The sequence below is a fragment of the Bradyrhizobium sp. PRIMUS42 genome, from assembly GCF_023006515.1.
Lineage (GTDB): Bacteria > Pseudomonadota > Alphaproteobacteria > Rhizobiales > Xanthobacteraceae > Bradyrhizobium.
The window spans coordinates 1-867 of the sequence record NZ_JALBGZ010001313.1; the positions used below are offsets into that span (position 1 = coordinate 1).

Annotated in this window: 2 pseudogenes; one reads left to right on the forward strand and one right to left on the reverse strand. The window is 64.8% G+C overall.

Going from position 1 to position 867, the window contains the following annotated elements:
* Window positions 1–246: pseudogene (locus MOV75_RS39965) on the reverse strand (hypothetical protein); the annotation flags it as partial.
* Window positions 247–734: 488 nt separating this feature from the next.
* Here MOV75_RS39965 and MOV75_RS39970 point away from each other — a divergent pair.
* Window positions 735–867: pseudogene (locus tag MOV75_RS39970) on the forward strand (RidA family protein); the annotation flags it as partial.

The window sequence follows — 867 nt, forward strand, 5'->3', positions numbered from 1 at the left end:
GACGCGGCCGCGCAGCACGGTTTTCGAGCCGCCGAACACGAGGCCGTAGTCGAGCCCGCCGGTGGAGAGGCCGTAGGAGCGGCCGCGGAAGTTGAGCACGCCCGAGCCGCCGGAACCGCCGATGATCCAGCCCGCCTTGTAGATCGTCAGCACCACGGTGCCGCCGTCGGCCAAGGCCGAGGTCGAGAGTCCGGCCAGGGCGGCAATGCCGACCAGCGCGGCGCGGAAGGTGGATGCGATCTTCATAGACGTCTCCGGGGGCTATTTTTCAGGGAGGGGAATCGAATCAGATGCGGCGAATCTACCCGATCGATCGCGGCGGCAACATGATGGGGGCGCGTGGGCCCGCTCTTCGCCAAGCACTCAACTGTCATCGCCCGGTTTAACCGGGCGATCCAGTATTCCAGAGGCGGCGGTGATTGAGCCGAGAAGCCGCGGCGTACTGGATGCCCCGGTCGAGCCGGGGCATGACGGCGGAGTTTGGGGCCGCAACTCGGGCCAACCGCACCATGCCATTCTGCCCTTGCTTTGCCCGACAGAGCAAGCGATATACTTCGGTCTTGCCGAATTCAAAAAAGATCAATGATTTCCGCTGGGCTCCTACTGTGCATGGGGTTGTTTTCGCATTTCTTGTTGGAGCGGGCCCGCGGCGGGACATCGTGAATGCGGTTGCAACTGTCCCGCATGTCGCTACGCTCATGCGGGCTTCTTAAAGGCCCTGCCGAGGTGATCCCATGCCGATCCAGCATTTCGCGCCCCCGCCGCACGTCAAGGCGCCGCCGCTGTCCTTTGCGGCGCGCGTCGGCGATCTCCTGTTCGTCTCGGGCATCCCCGGCTTCGACGCGAGCGGCGCGCTGCCTGATGGTT